Origin of the sequence: Mesorhizobium sp. B1-1-5 (assembly GCF_006443065.1) — a bacterium.
In the GTDB taxonomy this organism is placed as follows: Bacteria; Pseudomonadota; Alphaproteobacteria; order Rhizobiales; family Rhizobiaceae; genus Mesorhizobium.
The window spans coordinates 26400-44537 of record NZ_VFWS01000033.1 but is presented as its reverse complement, the minus strand read 5'-3'; the positions used below and the strand labels follow the sequence as shown (position 1 = coordinate 44537).

Sequence of the window (18138 nt, the reverse complement as noted above, 5' to 3'; positions counted from 1 at the left end):
CGCGGCTGATCGGCGTCACCTCGATCGACACCTGGGCGGCGATCGTGCGGCTGTCGATCGTCGCCACGCCCTACTACGCCCGCATCGCCGAAGTTTCGCTGCGCGAGGTCGATCACGGGCTGATTGAGGCGGCGCGCCATGGGCGGCAACCGATGGGCGATCATCCGCGAGGCGCTGGTGCCGGAAGCGCTACCGGGCATCGTCGCCGGCTTTACCGTGACGCTGGTGACGCTGGTCGGCGCCTCGGCCATGGCTGGCGCCGGCGGTCTCGGCGATCTGGCCATCCGCTACGGCTATCAGCGCTTCGAGACCAGCGTCATGGTCGCCGTGGTCGTCGTTCTCATCGTGCTGGTCTGCGGCATCCAGTGGATCGGCGACCGGCTGGTTGCGCGGCTGGATCATCGCTGACTGGTCGGGCAGGGATGCCGGCGCGAACGCAATTTGCCGCAAAAGCTGGGAATTGAGCGCCGGCTTGCTCCGTTTGCAATGAGATTGGGCGGTGCGTTTCTTCACCGGCAATGATGCTGATGTCATCGTGCGAAGGGATCGCAGTCACAATTCCAGGGTTTTCCGTCCGGGATTGCGAAAAAAAGAGTTATCGCCAAGAGGAGCCTGTCCATGCCCAGAATAATTCCGGTGCTCGATCTCGACCGCCTGGAGCAGGGCGCATCGGAACTGCGGACATTTCTGTTCGATCTGCGTACCGCCGCTCGCGATGTCGGCTTCTTCTATCTGAGCGGCCACGGCATCACCCAGCCGAAGATCGATGCAGTGCTCGACGCCGCGCGTCGCTTCTTCGCCTTGCCGGAGGCCGACAAGCTCGACATCGAGATGGTCAAGTCGCCGCAGTTCCGTGGCTATACGCGCGCCGGCGGCGAGCTGACTAAAGGCAGGGCCGACTGGCGCGAGCAGCTCGACATCGGCGTCGAACGCACGACGATTGCGCAAGGGCCGGGCGTGCCGGCCTGGACGCGGCTGCAGGGTCCGAACCAGTGGCCGGCCGCGCTTCCCGATCTGAAGCCCGCGCTGCTTGCCTGGCAGGCCAAGGCGACCGACGTGGCGATCCGGCTGCTGAAAGCCTTCGCGCTGTCGCTCGACCAGCCGGAGGATGCTTTCGATCCGATCTATCGCGGTGAGCCGAACCACCGCATGAAGATCGTGCGCTATCCTGGCCGCCACGCCACCGGCGACGACCAGGGCGTCGGCGCGCATAAGGATGGCGGCTTTCTCACGCTTCTGCTGCAGGATGAGAACAAGGGCCTGCAGGTCGAATATGACGGCAGCTGGGTCGATGTCGACCCGATCCCGCGAACGCTCGTCGTCAACATCGGCGAGTTGCTGGAGCTCGCCTCGAACGGCTATCTCAGGGCGACCGTGCATCGCGTCGTCACGCCGCCGGCTGGCATAGAACGGATTTCCGTGCCGTTCTTCTTCAGCGCCCGGCTCGATGCCACCATCCCGCTGCTCGACCTGCCGGAGGAACTCGCTGCCGAAGCGCGCGGCCCGGCCAGCGATCCCGACAATCCGCTCTTCCGCAACGTCGGAACCAATGTACTGAAAAGCCGCCTGCGGTCGCATCCCGACGTGGCGCGGCGTCACTATGCCGACCTTCTGGAAAAAGCAGCGGCCATCGGCTGACGATTTCGTCGGATTTGAGCGAGATTTTTTCGCGTTTCCAGCTTTTTTTGGAATTCCGTTCGTGGAAAATATGCCGCTTCAGGCCCACATAGGAGCTATCGCTCGGTGTTTTCCTCCCATTGCGCCGGGCGATGTTCCCCTCTGAAGGTTATGACCTTCATACTTTGGCCGGGCCGCTTTCGCGCCCGGCCTTTTTCTTATCTGCGTCGGGAATCCGCCGATCAGACCGGTGAGGCGCTTGGCCTGCATTTGGATGTCGACCCCTTCACCGGCTCCGGTCCGGTCAGCCGGCTACTCGAATGTTCCGCGCGCTCGAGCTTCAAGCGCGGTTTCCTCGCTATCCATCCTGACATGAATGCACGAACCGTTGTGTTACGGTGTTGGTGATGTTCACGGCATCCGCTCGGGCCTGCCGTAAAGTGAAGAGGAGAGTTCGCCACGTCCAGGATCAGCCGCCGCGCCTTGCTCTTTCATTCCGGCTGCGCGGTCGTCGCCTCGACCGTCGCAGCAAATGGTCACAGTACGAAGGCGCCGAGGCATGACCGGCAACCATCCAATGACCTGTTCGCCCTGATTGAGGCGCACAAGGCAGCGTACGCAGCGTTCGGCAAGGCCGTCCACAAAAGGGGCAGCCATAGCCGCGACCACATCGAGGCCGGCCGAGAGGAGGAGAGGGCGCTGCTGGCCATTTGCGCCTATCGGGCGGTCAAGCAAGGCGACCGCCTGGCCAAGGCCCGATATCTTTTGGAGATCGAGGCGCGCGGCGAGCTCGATCTGCCAGAACACATGCAGGCTCTTCTGCGCTCTACAGTGTGAAAGGCATCAGCCGCATAGACGTCGAACCCGGAATGTCCGCAATGCTGAAGGGTTTCAGGGCCGATCATGCAACTTCGTCATTCTATGGCGGAGCAAGGAGCGAAGCGACGCGCGCAGACCATAGAATCCATTCCGTGACTTGGAAGCGCCGCCACGGTGCAGAATTCTGCTCCGTTGCATTCCTTGGCGAAGGTAACGGCATGGATTCCAGGGTCTTCGCGACGGAGCTTCGCTCCTGCTCGCCCTGGAATGACGATCGCGATGGGCGTTTCGGCCAATCTCCAACGCATGCTATCTGCCAACGCAAACAGCGCCGACCTGTCAAAATTCCTGTGCAGCGCCACTAGCTCATCATCTTCGGCAATCCCGCCGCCAGCGCGTCGACGGCCAGCCGCACTTTCAGCGGCAAGTGCGGCGCCTGCAGCCGGAGCGCATGGCAGTCATAGAGATAGTCCCGTTGCTCAGGCAGCAGGCGGACCAGTGTGCCGCCCTCGATGCGTTGTCGCACCAGCCAGTATGGCAGCCAGGCCAATCCCATGCCGTCGGTTGCCGCATCGGCGATGGCGTCGAGGTCGTCGAGCCGCAGCCGGCCGGCGGGGGCGATCTGCATCACCGAGTCATCGTCACGCGTAAACAACCATGGCTGCAGCACGTGGCCGAGCCGCCGGTAGACGATCGCCTGATGGCTGGCGATGTCTTCGGGCTGAAGCGGTCGGCCGAAGCTTTCGATGTAGGACGGCGACGCGCAGACGATCATGCGCTGGCGCGCGACGCGACGCGCGATAATGCCGGCCCTGTCGTCCAGCGTGCCGGTGCGGATCGCCAGGTCGAAACCGTCCTCGACGAGATCGGCGAAGCGATCGCTGAGCGACAGGTCCAATTCCAGCGTCGGATAACGCCGGGCAAGCGCAAGCAGGATCGGCGTGACGCAGTGGCGGCCGAAATGCGCCGGCATCGTCACGCGCAGTGTGCCGCGCGGCTCGGACAGGTGGTCGGCTGCCAATGCATCGGCCGCTTGCGCTTCGGCCAGCACGATCCTGCAGCGCTCGTAATAGGCGCGCCCGAAATCGGTCAGGCTCTGCCGGCGCGTGGTGCGGTTGATGAGCCGCATGCCGAGCCGCTCTTCGAGGAAGCGGACATGCTTGCCGACCATTGGCCCTGACAGGTCGAGCGCCGCCGCGGCGGCCGCGAACGAGCCGAGATCGACAGCCTTGACGAACACTTCCATGCTTTCGAGGCGATCCATATTCAAAACCAACTGTTTCGACTGTTCTGCCTGCATGCCGATTTATCGGTTCCCGATACCGCTGCATAGTCCATTCCATCGGTTGGGTTTGGAGTTGCAGGATGGCAAAGGTTGTTCGCTTTCACAGTCACGGCGGTCCAGAGGTGCTTCGCATCGAGGATATCGATGTTCCGTCGCCGGGACCCGGCGAGGTGCGGATCCGCGTCAGGGCGTTGGGCTTGAACCGCGCCGAAGCCTTGATGCGCAACGGCTCTTACATCGAAACGCCGACGCTGCCGTCCGGCCTCGGCCTCGAAGCGGCGGGGATCGTCGAGGCGGTGGGAGCCGGCGTGGAAGTCTTCGCATTGGGCGATGCGGTCAGCATCATCCCGCCGCGCTCGATGGCGCGCTGGCCGGCCTATGGCGAGCTCGTGAATTTTCCGGCCGAGCTTGTGGTGAAACATCCGCCATCGCTTTCGTTCGAAGCCGCCGCCGCGACATGGATGCAATATCTCACCGCCTATGGCGGGCTGGTCGATATCGCCCGTCTCCGCCGCGGCGAGCCCGTCGTCATCACCGCGGCCTCGAGCAGCGTCGGACTGGCCGCCATCCAGATCGCCAACAGAATTGGTGCGGTGCCGATCGCCGTCACCCGAACATCGGCCAAGAAGATGGCGCTGCTCGATGCCGGCGCGGTGCATGTGTTGGCCTTGGCCGAGGAGGATATCGAAGCGAGGCTGACGGAGATCGCACCGCAAGGCGTGCGCGTCGTCCTCGACGCGGTCGGCGGTCCGATCTTCACGCCGCTGACGGCCGCGATGGCGCGCGGCGGCATTCTCATCGAATATGGCGGCCTCAGCCCCGAGCCGACGCCGTTCCCGCTGCCCGATGTCCTGGCGAAGACGCTGACGCTGCGCGGCTACCTCGTCCACGAGATCACCGGCGATCCGATACGGCTGGAAGCCGCCAAGCGCTTCATCCTCGACGGCCTCGCATCAGGCGCGTTGAAGCCGGTCATCGCCAGGACGTTTTCGTTCGAGAAGATCGCCGAGGCGCACCGCTTTCTGGAAGCAGGCGAACAGTTCGGCAAGATCGTCGTGACCGTTTGAGGCTCGCTTCAGCCGGAAAAGCGACTATCCGCTTGGCAAGCGGTGCTGCGCCGGGCCAAACTGGTCATTCCGCATGCCTGCCTCAAGGAGACTTCGAAGATGCCCGCCAATGTTTTTTCCGGCTGCATGCCGGCGCTGATGACGCCTTGCACCGATGACCGACTTCCCGACTTCGACGCGCTGGTGCGCAAGGGGCGCGAGCTGATTGCCGCCGGCATGTCGGCCGTCGTCTATTGCGGCTCCATGGGCGACTGGCCGCTGCTGAACGACGCGCAGCGCATGGAAGGCGTCGAGCGCCTGGTGAAGGCCGGCGTTCCGGTGATCGTCGGCACCGGCGCGGTCAACACCGCCAGCGCCGTGGCGCACGCCGCCCATGCGCAAAAGGTCGGCGCCCGGGGCCTGATGGTCATCCCGCGCGTCTTGTCGCGCGGCCCCTCGGTCAGCGCGCAGCGCCACCACTTCAAGGCAATCCTTGCCGCCGCGCCCGACCTGCCGGCCGTCATCTACAACAGTCCCTATTACGGCTTTGCCACGCGCGCCGACCTCTTCTTCGCGCTGCGCGCCGAGCATCCGAACCTGGTCGGCTTCAAGGAGTTCGGCGGCCCGGCGGATTTGCGCTACGCGGCGGAGAACATCACCAGCCGCGACGATGACGTTGCGCTGATGATCGGTGTCGATACCGCCGTCTTCCACGGTTTCGTCAATTGCGGCGCTTCGGGCGCCATCACCGGCATCGGCAATGTCCTGCCCAAGGAAGTGCTGCATCTGGTGGGCCTCAGCCAGGCGGCGGCGCAAGGAGATGCCGAAGCGCGCCGGCTGGCGCAGGAATTGGACGCGGCACTGGCCGTGCTGTCCTCTTTCGACGAGGGACCGGACCTCGTGCTCTATTTCAAGCACATGATGGTGTTGAAGGGTAATCCCGAATACAGGCTGCATTTCAACGAGACGGATGCGCTGAGCGACAGCCAGCGCGGCTATGCCGAGCAGCAGCTCAAGCTCTTCGACACCTGGTACGCGCAATGGTCGAGGCAGCCCGTCATGGCAAGATACGCGGCCTGAGCCGGTGATCGGGGAGCGTCAGTGCGCCACGGTTCCTAGCCGCTCCCTACCCTGCCTGGGCGCGCCGCCTGCCCTCGGCGGAGAGATTGGACCCGGCAGGGATTGGCAATGAACAGGCCGGCGTTTCGCACCGGCCTGTTCGCACGCCGGGTCAGGCGGCCTTGACCTTCAGGTCTTCCTCGCCGCGCACCATCCTAGTCACGCCGGCGAAGTCGAGCTTGCCGGAACCGAGCACCGGCACTTTCGCCACGACGCGCACTTCGGCCGGCACCATCAGGTCCATGGCGCCGTTCGCCTTGGCGAAGGCCAGGAAGTCCGCGCGGGTGGCGTTGGGCGCTTCTGTGATCAGGATCAGCTTCTCGCCCTTGCGCGCGTCGGGCATCGTGGCGATGGCCGACAGCGAGCCTTTCCAGAGTTCGCCGGCCAGCGCCTCGACCGCGGCCAGCGAGACCATCTCGCCGCCGATCTTGGCGAAGCGCTTGGCGCGGCCACGGATCGAGATGAAGCCCGCGTCGTCGACTGTCACGACGTCGCCGGTATCATGCCAGCCATCGGCGAGCGGCTCGATCACGCCCGGATTCTCGGTGCGCAGATAGCCGGCCATGACGTTCGGGCCGCGCACGAAGAGCCGACCGCCTTCGTCGACGCCGGGCACCGGCTGCAGCCGATACTCCATGCCGGGCATGATTTTGCCGACGCTGCCCGACTTGTTGTACATCGGCGTGTTGATGGCGATCACCGGTGCGGTTTCGGTCACGCCATAGCCTTCCAGGATGCGCAAGCCGAACTTCTCCATATAGGTCGTGCGCGTGGCGGCCTTGACCGGCTCGGCGCCGGCGAAGCAGTAGCGCACCGAACGGAAGTCGTAAGGATGTGCCGTGCGGGCATAGCCGGAGAGGAAGGTGTCAGTGCCGAAGATGATCGTGGCGTTCGAGGCATAGATCAGTTCCGGCACGATGCGGTAGTGCAGCGGCGAGGGGTAGAAATAGACCGGCACGCCTGAGATCAGCGGCAGCACCGTGCCCGCCGTCATGCCGAAGGAGTGGAAGATCGGCAGCACGTTGAACACCTTGTCGCCCGAGTGGAAATCGATGCGCGAGGCAGCCTGCGCGGCATTGGCCAGGATGTTGCGGTGGGTGAGCACCACGCCCTTGGGCGTGCCTTCCGAGCCTGAGGTGAACAGGATCGCGGCCGGATCGTCCGCCTTGCGAGCCACCCGCGGCGTCGTCTTGCGCAACAGGCCGAGCAGCTTGTCCTTGAGGCCGATCGTGGCCCGCAGGTCGTCGAGCCAAACGATGTCGACCGAACGGCCGATCTCCTCGACCACCGGCCCGAGCTTTGCCTGCTCGACGAAGGCGCGGGAGGTGAGCACGGTGCGCACCTCGGCCGCCTTGCAGGCCGACAGGATGTTTGCGGCGCCGGCGGTGAAGTTGATCATCGCGGGAACCTTGCCGGCCGACATCACGCCGAGAAGTGCTGCGCAGGCGCCATTGGCGTTGGGCAGCATGATGCCCAATGTCTGCTGGCCGGCATAGAGATGCTCGAACTTCTCGCCGAGCACGGCGGCGGCCGTCAGCAGCTTGCCGTAGCTCAGCGACCCGGCGACCGGATCCTGCACGGCGAGCTCCTTCATGCCGCGCTCGTTGGCGGTCTCGATGATCTTCTCCAGCACCGTCTTGCCGATGTCCTGGGTGCGGAAGACCAGGTCCGACATCACCTGGTAGAGCGCGGAGCCGGCGGCGGCACGACGCTGACGGCCCTTCAGTTCCTGCGCGACTTCGAGCTTCACCGGTTCCAGTATGGTCACCTTGACCTTTGGGAACAGGCGGCGGCGCACATGCTGCGAGGTCAGCCGCGAGAAGTAGCTCTTCTCGAGCCCCTCGATGCGCACCGGCACCACCATCGAGCTGGTCTTGTCGGCCACCATGGCCGCGCCGTCATAGACCTTCATCAGGCCACCGGTGACGGTGATGCGGCCTTCCGGGAAGATGACCAGCGGATCGCCGCCCTGCACGATCTTGATCAGCGTGCGGGTCGACATCGGCTTCGCCGGATTGAGCGGCAGCGCGCGAGCAAGCTTCATGAACGGCTTCATCCACCAGGCCTGTGCGATCGTATAGTCGATGGCGAAGACCGGTTCCTCGTCGGTCAGGGTCAGCGCCAGCGGACCGTCGAGGAAGCTGACATGGTTGAGCGCCAGGATCGGCGCCTTGCCGGCCGCCTTGAGGTTTTCGATGCCCTCGATCTCCAGGCGCAGGAAGGCGCGAAACAGGATGGACACGAAGTCGCGGAACGGATTGGTCGGCAGGTATTTCAGCATCAGCCAGGCGGCGATGGCATTGGCTGCGACAAGGCCGAACAGGATGCCTGCGATCGAGACGCCGGCTGCCTGGATAGCGGCGACGAGGATGCCGCCGACGGTCATGAAGCCCGCATTGACGATGCTGACGGCGGCCACGACGCGGGCGCGGCGCGCTTCCGGCGACCAGGCCTGCACGGCGGCAAAGGTCGGCACCACCAGGAAGGCGGCGGCGATGGCCATGCCGGCGAGGTCGATGGCGACACGGATGGTGTTGGGCCCGGCGAAGAAGGCGGCAAGCGTCTCGGACTTCGGCGAGGGCTGCATGCTGCCGATGGTCCAGGCAAGATGCAGGCCGAACAGCGCCAGCAGCGCGGTGCCGACCGGCGCGGGCAGCAGCACCATGCGCCCTTGCGACATCCAGGCGGCGATGGCCGAGCCGACGGCGATCGAGACGGCGAACACGGCAAGATAGGCGGTGACGGCGATCTCGTTGCCGCCGAGCGAATCCTTGATCAGCGTCGGCAGGATCGACAGCACGATCGCGCCGACCAGCCAGAACCAGGAGGTCATCAGGCCGGCACGCCAGATGCGCGTGTCGGTGCGCAATTCGGCGACCTGCCGCCAGGTCGAGCGGAAGATGTTCTTGTCGATGGCAAGATTGGGCGCGGCCGAACCGGTGGACGGGATGTAACGACTGACTAACCAGCAGCCGACGGCCAGCGCCATCATGATCGGTCCGAACACCCAAACGCCGATGCCATCGGCGGAGACGACGCCGCCGGCGATGGTGCCGCCGAGGATCGCTGCGAAGGTGGCCGACTCGATCCAGGCATTGGCCTTGGGCAGTTCCTTGCGTTCGAGGTGATCGGGCAGGATGCCGTATTTGATCGGCCCGAACAGCGCCGAGATGGTGCCGAACATCAATAGCGCCGTCATCAGCACCGGGATCGACGACAGCGCGATGCCGGCGACGGCTACGGCGGCCGCGGCGATCTCGGTGAACTTCAGCCGCCGCGCGATCAGCGCCTTGTCGAAGCGGTCGGCGATCTCGCCGCCAAGCGCCGACAGCAGCAGGAAGGGCGCCATGAAGACAGCGCCCGCCAGCGTCACCAGCGACGCGGCCTGGTCCTTGGCAAGCGTGAAGAGAATGAGGAACACCAGCGTGTTCTTCAGGAAATTGTCATTGAAGGCTGAGAGGAATTGCGTCCAGAAGAGAGGCGCGAAGCGCCGCGACATCATCAGATGGGTGTTCATGGCAATTTCCATTGGGCAAGTCCCGGCTGGCAATCCGATTGGATTGAGCGGACACTTGCGCGGTTTGAGCCTTGTTTATCGGGAAGCCGTTAAGCTTCGTTACTGCGATTCAATCCGAACCATTTGTTTCTTGTTCTCGGCACCTGGAATCTGTCGTCCACGATCGGTCTCCAGGCCTTCCAGGCACGTGACTGTTTGCGGGCTTGGCTGTCGGCGAGCATCGATATGATCCTTTCGTTTCAGCGTTAAGCCGGACCGGCGCCGGTCTGTTTCAGGCCGGATACAATCCTTGAACATTGTTCAGATGCGCAACATAGCACATTGTGAACCGCGTTCAAGAGAAAAATGAACGACGTTCAAGAGCTGGACTGGTAGATTAAAAAATAGGGGAGGGCAGGAACCGGCGGACATGATGGCGGCGGCGCTGCGCCGCGAAGACATCGGCGCCTGGCGGCCGACATCAAGCTCGTTCGCGCCGACGCGGAGGAGCCAAAAACGGATATGTGAGGCGTTCGCCCGGCTTAGACGCTACTTGTTCGTGCGCATTTTTTGCCGCGGATTGATGCCGCCGCTGGCCGTTGTGTCGTTCTCGACGTCGCCTTCGGTCGTGTTCTCGCCGAGCTCGAGATCATCGCCTTCCTTGATGCTGCCCTTTGACGTTCCGATGCCTGGATTGTTTTCCAGATCGGCGTCGCTCGGTTTGCGCGATTTGAGATGCTTGGTGCTCATGGCAGGCTCCTTCCAAGATTTGCTGGATGAGGAACTGATTGGTCGAAGCGAATGTTCCCGAGCGTGTTTGGCCACCGCTGTGTTCCGAGACTCCGACATCGTCAAAGTCCGAACGGATAGGTTTCGGGTACACCGGTCCGGGCATGCTCCGGCCCAAGCGGCGTCACCGCTTTCGTCTTGTCGAACCAGACAAAGGCGTCGAACTGCCGCGGCAGCGAGGCATCGGCATAGTGGCTGCGCAGTTCGGTTTCCGGCCTGTAGATCACGCCGATGAAGCGCTCCAGCCGCCGCTCCAGCAGGCGATGTCTCAGCGCGGCGTCGCGGTCCATATCGAGCAGGAACCGCGACACCCCGCTGTCGTGGCAGAGCCGTTCGTAGCTGTCCGCATGCGAAGGGCGCACCCGCATGACCTGCATCGGATCGTCCCAATCCGAAGCTGCGGCCACGGTTCCGGAATGGGTGCCGAAGCCGACCAGCGCCACTTGGTCGCCGAAGCGCTCGCGGCAGAGCTGGCCGATGTTCAACTCCTGCCTGATCGTTCCCATCTCGGTGAAGCGGGCATCGCCGATATGCGAGTTGTGGGCCCAGACGACGGCCTTTGACTCCGAGCCGCGCGCCTCGAGAAGATGCTCTAGCGTCTCGAACATGTGCGTGTCGCGGAGATTCCAGGATTCCGCCCCGCCGTAATACATGATGCGATAGTAGCGTTCAGCGGCTGCGATCAGCCTTGCATTCTGCGTGGCATCGAGAAAGTCGGCGCCGTCCTGTCGAGCGTAGTCGAGCTGTCTTGCAAGCAGCTCCTGACATTGCTCCAGCACGGCTTGTTCGCATTTGCGATAGCCGGCGGTGAGCACGGCGCGCCCGTATGTGGAAGGCTCTTTCTGCCACGGGGTCAGGCAGCCATAGCGTTGCCGCGCAGCGGCGGCGGCTTCCGGATCGACCTGGTCGAGATAGCGCAGGACGGCCGCAATCGACGCGCTCATATTGTAGATGTCGAGACCGTAAAAGCCGGCCCGGCGGTTTACATCGTCGAGGCCTCCATTGTGATCCCGCATCCAGCCGACGAATGCGTCGACATCGGTGTTGCGCCACATCCATGTGGGAAAGCGCTGGAACGGCGACTCTGTGGCCGCGCGCGGCGGCCGATGGCGGACGTGGCGGTCAATGGCCGCGGCATCCGGCCAGTCCGCTTCAACCGCGACGATGCTGAAGCCATGCTTTTCGATGAGCCGACGCGTGATCGCGCCGCGCGCCTTGTAGAATTCGGAGGTGCCGTGACTGGCCTCGCCGAGAAGGACAACACGCCGGTCCGCGAAGCGGTCGAACAGATCGCCGAAGGCCGGATCTTCGAAATCCGGCAGCGGCTCGGCGGCGACCGCGATCATCTCCGGCAGGCTTCTTTCGCGCGGTTGCGGCGTGACCACCGCCGGTCGATCGTCTTCATATCGAGGCCGTTCCGCCCAACCTTCTTCGCCGATGAGCGGAACGAACTGCACGCCACCGAGGTCTTCCTCCTCGTAGGTCGTTGCGCCGGTCCGGGTGACCTTCAGCAGCCGCTGGTCGTCGACCTCCTTGCCGACGGGGATCACCAGACGGCCACCGACATCGAGCTGTTCCTGAAGCGCCAGCGGCGCGCCGGGACCGGCTGCGGCCACCAATATGGCATCGAACGGAGCGGCGTCGCTCCATCCCTTGGTGCCGTCGCCGGCGCGAACCTCGATATTGTCGTAGCCGAGGCGTTCGAACCGCTGTCGGGCGATCTCGGCGAGCATCGCATGGCGCTCTATCGTGTAGACGCGGGCCGCGACACGACTCATCACCGCCGCCGCGTAGCCCGAACCCGTCCCAACCTCGAGAACGCGGTCGCCGGGATCGATCTCAGCGGCTTCGATCATGTAGGCGACCATGAAGGGTTGCGAGATCGTCTGACCCTTGCCGATCGGCAGAGGGGTGTCCTCATAGGCGAATTCCTCGAAATCGGGATCGACAAAGGCCTCGCGTGGAACCTCCCGCATGGCCTCCAGGACCCGGCGGTCATGAATTCCACGTTGGGCGATCTGGACATCGACCATCCGGCCGCGCGTCAGAGAAAGTTCGGCCATCAATGCCTACCGATCATGGACAAGTACCATCTTGCCCAGAACCATCTGCGGGCGGGAAAGTTTCATGTCCGGGACGATTTCAAGCATCCTCCGTTACGACGCTCAGAACGGCTTCTCGCCGATCACCTCGAAGCGCTCGACCGCGCAATGCTCGCCGACAAGCGTCAGCACGTCGGTCGAAGGTGGGATAGCGTCGGGCTGCTTCCACTGAATATTGAAGGAATAAACAAAGCGCTCACGGTCGGCGTCGTGCTCCATGCCGACGAAGCGGGCACTGTAACCAAGCGGCCGTACCATTTCCTCGAGGTCGGGCGGCGCGTTTTTCGGCCAGGAGACCGAAAGGATTGCCTTGTGATTGCGCCGGATCTTGAGGTCGACCCATTTCAGCGCCTGCAGCGTCACCAGCGTCAGCACGGTTGCAATCGCGCCGAGGCCATACTGGCCGCCGCCGAAGGCAAGGCCGATCATGGTCATGATCCACATCGTGGCGGCGGTGGTGACGCCGGTGACCAGATCGCCGCGCCGCAAGATAGCGCCGCCGCCGATGAAGCCGACACCGGTGAGCACGCCGAGCGCAAGACGCATCACATCCATGCGCACGAAGGAGTCCGGTCCTTTGCCGGAGACATCGAGCAGCATGTTGGCCTGGACCATTGCGACGCAGGCCGCAAGGCCGACAAGGATGGTCGTCCGCAGCCCGGCGGAATGACCGCGGGCCTCGCGGTTCAGGCCGATGAGGAAGCCTGCAAGCAGCGTGACCAGCAGCCGCGCGACGAGGTCCGGCCAGGTCGGATGAAGCGGCATGTCGCAGCAAAGCGGCGTGAGCATGGTCCGTCGGGGCAGCCTAAGCGCGCCCTCCGTTGCGTCTGGAATGCTCAACTAGGCTTGGCCGCCGATGGTTCCCTGGCCGCTACTCTATCGTGCGCGAATCGCCCTCACCGGACGGCAATGCTCAGCACCAGCGCCAGCACGACGATGCCGACCAGCCCGGCGATGAAGATGATGCGACGGGTGCGCGTGCGCAGGATGATTTCGCCCTGTCGCGCGTCCTGCCCGGAAAACACCGGACCTTCGCCATCACGGTCCTTGCTCATGGTTGTCTCCTTCCCTGTGAGCGGGCACGGGAGGCGTCAGAGCAGGAACCGTTTTGGCCGGCATGAAGTTCCGCCACGCGGATGCCGAGGGCGAGGGCAGGGCCGGCTACCGCGACCGGCTGAAAACCGGCCGCGGGAAAGTTGGCTCAGCCGAATTTCGGGTCGAGGCTGCCCGACTTGTAGCGCTTGGCCATGTCGGCCAGCGGGATCGGCTTGATCTTCGGCGCGTTGCCGGCGGTGCCGAACTGCTCGAAGCGCTCCTTGCAGAGCTTCTTCATCGCCGCCATCGCCGGCGTCAGATATTTGCGCGGATCGAACTCGCTGGGGTTCTCGGTCAGTACCTTGCGGATTGCGCCGGTCAGCGCCATGCGGTTGTCGGTGTCGATGTTGATCTTGCGCACGCCATGCTTGATGCCGCGCTGGATCTCTTCCACCGGCACGCCCCAGGTCGGCTTCATCTGGCCGCCATATTTGTTGATGATTTCCTGCAGCTCTTCCGGCACCGAGGACGAGCCGTGCATGACCAGATGCATGTTGGGCAGGCGGCGGTGGATCTCCTCGATCACATTCATCGCCAGCACCGCGCCGTCCGGCTTGCGCGAGAATTTATAGGCGCCGTGGCTGGTGCCCATGGCGACGGCCAGCGCGTCGACATGCGTGTCGCGCACGAACTGCTCGGCCTGCACCGGGTCGGTCAGCAACTGGTCGTGGCTGATCGCGCCCTCGACGCCGTGGCCGTCCTCCTGCTCGCCGCCGCCGCTTTCCAGCGAGCCCAGCACGCCGATCTCGCCTTCCACCGAGACGCCGCCCCAATGCGCCATGTCGACGACGCGGCGCGTAATGCTGGAATTATAGGCGTAGTCGGCCGGCGACTTGCCGTCCTCCTTCAGCGAGCCGTCCATCATCACCGAGGTGAAGCCGTACTGGATGGCGGTGACGCAGGTCGCTTCGTTGTTGCCGTGGTCGAGGTGCATGCAGATCGGGATGTCGGGATGGATCTCGACCAGCGCATCGATCAGCTTGGCCAGCACCACGTCATTGGCATAGGCGCGCGCGCCGCGGCTGGCCTGCAGGATGACCGGCGACTTGGTCTCCTCGGCCGCCTCCATAATGGCGAGCCCCTGTTCCATATTGTTCATGTTGAAGGCAGGCACGCCATAGCCATGTTCGGCGGCATGGTCGAGCAATTGTCTCAGTGTGATGCGAGCCAACGAATAGTCTCCCGTATCTGGTTCGAGCCCTGTTCGAAAAAAGGCCGCCCGAGCGGGCGGTCCCGTTGCTTCTGGCCGGAATCCCGCCGGATCGCAACAGCCCGCCGGCCCGCGCGGCGCAATTCTTGTTACAGCCTGTAGGAGGCGCGCCGGCGCTATGTCCGGCCACCTTGCCTTGCCGCGAGCGAAAGCCGCACATCTTCCTCCGCTCCGTCCAGTAGGGCGATCAGGGCCTTGCTGGTGGCTGCCGGATCGCGCCTCTCGATGTTCTCGGCGATTTCCCGATGCAGCCTCAGCGAATGACTCTGCCCGGCCGGATTGTCGTCGGAAAGCCGAAAACTGATGATCAGCGCCGTCTCGATCAAGGCCGCCAGCGAGCCGATCAGCTCGTTTCCGGACATCTGCAGGATGGACTGATGGAAGGCGAGGTCGGGGACAGCGAAGCGTTCGCCGTCGTCGCCGGCCTTTTCCATCTCGTCCAGGATTGCCCACAGCTCGGCTATCTGCTCGGGCGTGGCGCGCTCCGCCGCGAGCGCCCCGGCCATCGGCTCGATCGCGCGGCGCAGCTCGAATAGGGAGCGCGCATCTTCGGCCGTCGCCCGCGGCCCGAACCGCCACATCAGCACGTCTGGGTCGAGGAAATTCCAGTCCCGGCGCGGACGCACCCGCGTTCCCGTTCGCGGGCGCATCTCCACCATGCCCTTGCCGGCCAGAACCTTGATGACTTCGCGAAGGCCGGTGCGGCTGGCGCCATAAGAGGCGCTCCAGTCGTCGCCGTTCGGCAACTGGTCGCCGGGCGTGAATTCCCCGCTGACAATGCTGTGGCCGATCTCGTTGAGTAGCCTGCCGTGCAAGCCGGTATGCGAGGAGCCAGCCATGGACGGCGTCATTCGGAGCATCCGGGGGCTGGCATTAATCTTCATACTATTCCTATTATTCATATGATTGTCACGTGCGCCGCCTAGTAAGCACACCGTTGAAAAAGCAGCCAGAGCCGATCGACAAAATTCCGCGCAACCGCACCTGAAGAACCACAAAAAACTGGGCTTCTGACATCGCCGGCGGCGCCTCCCGTCGTCGCTCGGTGTCGTGCGCGCAATCTTGTCGACGAGCCATACAACAGGAACGCGACAAAGATGTCTTCCTTGATGATTACCCGCGCCAGCCCCGCGAGGCGAACGGCAACAACTTGCATTCCCAAAGCCAGGGCCGCCGGCCTTCTTATGACCGGAGCTCTGGTCATGGCGTCGGCGCCGGCTTTCGCCGTGGAACCGTGGATCATGATCGAGAAGACGACCTTCACGGGCGACGCGATCGTCTCCAAGCAGCAGGGTGTGACGACAGACGGAACGAACTGGTATTTCTCCGGCACCAATGTGCTGGAGCGCACCGACAAGAACTACAATCCTAGCCTGCAGGTTTCGCCGGCCATTCCGGATGTCCTCAAGCTCCCGTCCCAATATTCCGACATCGGGCTCAATCACATAGGCGACATAGACTATGCCGACGGCTACCTCTACATTTCGCTCGACTCCAGCACGCGCGACCCGGTCACCGGCGGCAAGTACGAAAACCCGGTCTTCGCGGTCTACCGCGCCAGCGACCTGAGCTTCACCGGCCAAGCCTTTGCGCTCAATCCGCCGCACGGCATCCATGACATTGCGAGCTGGGTGGCCGTCGACGCCAAGAACGGCCTCGGCTACGGCATGGCCTATGAGAACGCCACGGAATTAACCGTCTACAATCTCTCGGACTGGAGCTTCAAGGAATACATCCCGCTGTCGCACACCATCGACCAGGCGCAAGGCGGCAAGCTGCTCGACGGCTGGATGTATTTCTCCACCGACAATGACGACAAGATCATCTACCGGGCGAACCTGAAAACCGGCGAAGTCGAGAACCTGGGCAACCTGAAGATCGACCGCGAGCAGGAGGTCGAAGGTCTGTCCTTCAACATGACCAAGGACGGCTGGTCGATGTACATCCTCAACCGGGAAGCGCTGGAGGGAAATCCGGACGAGGAGGCCGTCGGCTTCTACCGCTATCTGCGCCCCTACGGGAACGCGCTTTCCGGTGAGGTCCATGCCGACATCATGGGCGCGCTTGTCAACGACAGCCGCTTCGCCCGGGATTCGGCAAACCGCCGGCTCCGTTCCGCCTTCGATGCGGATGACGCGTCCCTGACCACGGCCGCCATCGATGCCACGGGGCTGCATGCCGCGCCTGCCACTGCCGACGGCATCGTGATCTGGAGCGAGGCGCTTGCGATGACCGGGAATGCGAGCGGCTCGGGCGATGCCTCCGGCTTCGACCGCACGACCGCCGGCTTCGTCGGCGGCGCCGACATTCCGCTGGCAAGCTGGCGGCTCGGCGTGCTTGCCGGCTACAGCCGCACCAATTTCGACGTCAGCGACCGCGCTTCCTCCGGCACCAGCGACAATTACGATCTCGGCCTCTATGCCGGCACGCAATGGGGAGGTCTCGGCTTCCGGGCAGGCGCGATCTATGGCTGGCACGATATCGACGTGCGGCGCAACGTCGTCTTCCCGGCCTTCAGCGAACAGTTGTCGGCCGGCTACAGGGCCGAGACGGCGCAGGCTTTCAGCGAGCTCGCCTACAAGCTCGACACGAGCCTGGGCGCGTTCGAACCTTTCGCCAATCTGGCCTATGTCCATCTGGACGCAAACGGCTTTGCCGAAACCGGCGGCACCACCTCGGCTTTGGCCAGTCAGGGTGCGTCGAGCCAAAATACTTTCTCGACGCTGGGCCTGCGCGCCTCGACACGGTTCGGAACGGGCATGACCGCCTTGCATGGCATGCTCGGCTGGCAGCACGCCTATGGCGATGTCCAACCGGCGACGACGCTTACCTTCAATACCGGGGCGTCCTTCGCCAGCGCGGGCGTGCCGATCGCCAGGGACGCATTGGCGTTGGAAGCCGGTTTCGATGTGTTCCTGTCGCCCAAGGCAACGCTCGGCGCATCCTATTCCGGGCAGATCGCCAAGCAAGCCCAGGGGCACACCTTCAAGATCAATTTCGACCTGAAGCTGTAACCGGACCGAAGCATGCCGGGCGGGTTTCCTCGCCCGGCAGCTCTTTCACGCAGCGATCTTTGCGCGCGCGGCGAGGATATCGACGCAGGCCTTCGCCGCCTCTTTGCCCTTCACGGTGAAATGCTCGTGGAAGAAGCGGTGGTGCTCGGCGCTGTCATGGTAGTTGTGCGGCGTCAGCACCGCCGACAGCACCGGCACGCCGGTCGCGAGCTGCACGTTCATCATGCCGTCAATGACGGCGCTCGCCACGAAATCGTGCCGGTAGATGCCGCCATTGACGACGAAGCCGGTGCCGAGGATCGCGGCGTAACGGCCGGTCTCGGCAAGCGTCTTGGCGTGCAGCGGAATCTCGTAGGCGCCCGGCACGTCGAAGACCTCGACGGCAAAGCCGCCGAGCGCGGCAAGTTCCGTCTCGAACGCCGTCACGCATTGGTCGACGATATCGGCATGCCAACGCGCCCGGATGACGGCGACACGACGGGCAGTATGGTCTTTGAGGAAATGCTGATTCATGGGTCCTTCCTTCCGTATCGAACCAGAATCAGG

At 63.9% G+C, this 18138-nt stretch carries 14 protein-coding genes and 2 pseudogenes; 7 read left to right on the top strand and 9 right to left on the bottom strand.

The window, feature by feature from the left end:
* The 4 genes and pseudogenes from FJ980_RS13520 to FJ980_RS13505 all read left to right on the top strand — a co-directional run.
* A pseudogene (locus FJ980_RS13520) lies at window positions 1-408 on the top strand (ABC transporter permease subunit); the annotation flags it as partial.
* Between the two features lie 210 nt (window positions 409-618).
* The gene (locus FJ980_RS13515; protein WP_140543411.1) at window positions 619-1638 is read left to right on the top strand and encodes an isopenicillin N synthase family oxygenase; all 1020 of its coding nucleotides are present in this window, start codon (window positions 619-621) and stop codon (window positions 1636-1638) included.
* Window positions 1639-1855: 217 nt separating this feature from the next.
* Window positions 1856-1965 (top strand): annotated as a pseudogene (locus FJ980_RS35375) (aldehyde dehydrogenase); the annotation flags it as partial.
* Window positions 1966-2100: 135 nt separating this feature from the next.
* Window positions 2101-2454 carry a hypothetical protein gene (locus FJ980_RS13505; RefSeq protein WP_246676411.1) on the top strand — a complete coding sequence of 118 codons (354 nt, stop codon included), beginning with the start codon at window positions 2101-2103 and terminating at the stop codon, window positions 2452-2454.
* A 343-nt stretch (window positions 2455-2797) separates the two neighbouring features.
* Here FJ980_RS13505 and FJ980_RS13500 read toward each other — a convergent pair whose 3' ends face one another.
* Window positions 2798-3700 (bottom strand): LysR family transcriptional regulator, encoded by a 903-nt coding sequence (locus tag FJ980_RS13500; protein ID WP_140543407.1) that lies wholly within the window; start codon window positions 3698-3700, stop codon window positions 2798-2800.
* Window positions 3701-3801: 101 nt separating this feature from the next.
* On the opposite strand from FJ980_RS13500, the gene FJ980_RS13495 reads away from it, so the two are divergent.
* Together FJ980_RS13495 and FJ980_RS13490 are read left to right on the top strand one after the other, a co-directional pair.
* Complete coding sequence (locus FJ980_RS13495; protein WP_140543405.1) at window positions 3802-4788, top strand: zinc-dependent alcohol dehydrogenase family protein; 987 nt, start codon at window positions 3802-3804, stop codon at window positions 4786-4788.
* Window positions 4789-4887: 99 nt separating this feature from the next.
* On the top strand, window positions 4888-5847 hold the full coding sequence (locus FJ980_RS13490; RefSeq protein WP_140543403.1) for a dihydrodipicolinate synthase family protein: 960 nt from the start codon (window positions 4888-4890) through the stop codon (window positions 5845-5847).
* Window positions 5848-5998: 151 nt separating this feature from the next.
* On the opposite strand, the gene FJ980_RS13485 is transcribed toward FJ980_RS13490, so the two are convergent.
* From FJ980_RS13485 to FJ980_RS13455, 7 genes are all read right to left on the bottom strand, one after another.
* Complete coding sequence (locus tag FJ980_RS13485) at window positions 5999-9403, bottom strand: acyl-[ACP]--phospholipid O-acyltransferase (protein WP_140543401.1); 3405 nt, start codon at window positions 9401-9403, stop codon at window positions 5999-6001.
* A 528-nt stretch (window positions 9404-9931) separates the two neighbouring features.
* Window positions 9932-10132 (bottom strand): hypothetical protein, encoded by a 201-nt coding sequence (locus FJ980_RS13480; protein WP_095768799.1) that lies wholly within the window; start codon window positions 10130-10132, stop codon window positions 9932-9934.
* Window positions 10133-10233: 101 nt separating this feature from the next.
* The gene (locus tag FJ980_RS13475) at window positions 10234-12234 is read right to left on the bottom strand and encodes a protein-L-isoaspartate(D-aspartate) O-methyltransferase (protein ID WP_140543399.1); all 2001 of its coding nucleotides are present in this window, start codon (window positions 12232-12234) and stop codon (window positions 10234-10236) included.
* 102 nt (window positions 12235-12336) lie between these two features.
* Window positions 12337-13062 (bottom strand): MgtC/SapB family protein, encoded by a 726-nt coding sequence (locus FJ980_RS13470; protein ID WP_140543397.1) that lies wholly within the window; start codon window positions 13060-13062, stop codon window positions 12337-12339.
* Between the two features lie 107 nt (window positions 13063-13169).
* Window positions 13170-13328: a peptide ABC transporter permease gene (locus FJ980_RS13465; RefSeq protein ID WP_140543396.1), complete on the bottom strand. Its 159-nt coding sequence runs from the start codon at window positions 13326-13328 to the stop codon at window positions 13170-13172.
* A 146-nt stretch (window positions 13329-13474) separates the two neighbouring features.
* A complete protein-coding gene (fba, locus tag FJ980_RS13460; protein ID WP_140543394.1) occupies window positions 13475-14539 on the bottom strand; it encodes a class II fructose-bisphosphate aldolase in 1065 nt (354 codons plus the stop codon).
* A gap of 155 nt (window positions 14540-14694) precedes the next feature.
* Entirely contained in the window at window positions 14695-15429 is a 735-nt protein-coding gene (locus FJ980_RS13455) for a FadR/GntR family transcriptional regulator (RefSeq protein WP_246676410.1), read from the bottom strand.
* A 351-nt stretch (window positions 15430-15780) separates the two neighbouring features.
* Here FJ980_RS13455 and FJ980_RS13450 point away from each other — a divergent pair, with 351 nt between their 5' ends.
* On the top strand, window positions 15781-17592 hold the full coding sequence (locus tag FJ980_RS13450; RefSeq protein ID WP_181181193.1) for an autotransporter domain-containing protein: 1812 nt from the start codon (window positions 15781-15783) through the stop codon (window positions 17590-17592).
* A gap of 45 nt (window positions 17593-17637) precedes the next feature.
* Here FJ980_RS13450 and FJ980_RS13445 read toward each other — a convergent pair whose 3' ends face one another.
* Window positions 17638-18105 carry a 6,7-dimethyl-8-ribityllumazine synthase gene (locus FJ980_RS13445; protein WP_140543390.1) on the bottom strand — a complete coding sequence of 156 codons (468 nt, stop codon included), beginning with the start codon at window positions 18103-18105 and terminating at the stop codon, window positions 17638-17640.
* Window positions 18106-18138 lie beyond the last annotated feature (33 nt).